1 protein-coding gene is annotated in these 212 nt (G+C 58.5%); it reads right to left on the reverse strand.

Going from position 1 to position 212, the window contains the following annotated elements; all coding sequences use genetic code 11:
- Positions 1–195: porin (locus DEM25_RS17425; protein ID WP_196780449.1), on the reverse strand; the 195-nt coding region annotated here is incomplete at its 3' end.
- Positions 196–212: the final 17 nt, after the last annotated feature.

Genomic DNA, 212 nt, shown 5'->3' on the forward strand with positions numbered 1-212 from the left:
GTCGTAACGGACATAGCCGTGGATGCGCAGGCAGGTTTCGGTGCCCGGGATGTAGAAGAAGCCGGTGCCGGCTGCATCGCAGACGCGGACATATTCGACAACTTCGGGCTCGGGGATGATGATGTCGGCTGCCTGTGCAGTCGACACGGCCATCATCGCCGCGGCCGAGCCAAGAAGAAGGCTCTTGATTTTCATAATTGACCTCCAGTCAA

The organism is Oceaniradius stylonematis, from assembly GCF_003149475.2.
Lineage (GTDB): Bacteria > Pseudomonadota > Alphaproteobacteria > Rhizobiales > Rhizobiaceae > Roseitalea > Roseitalea stylonematis.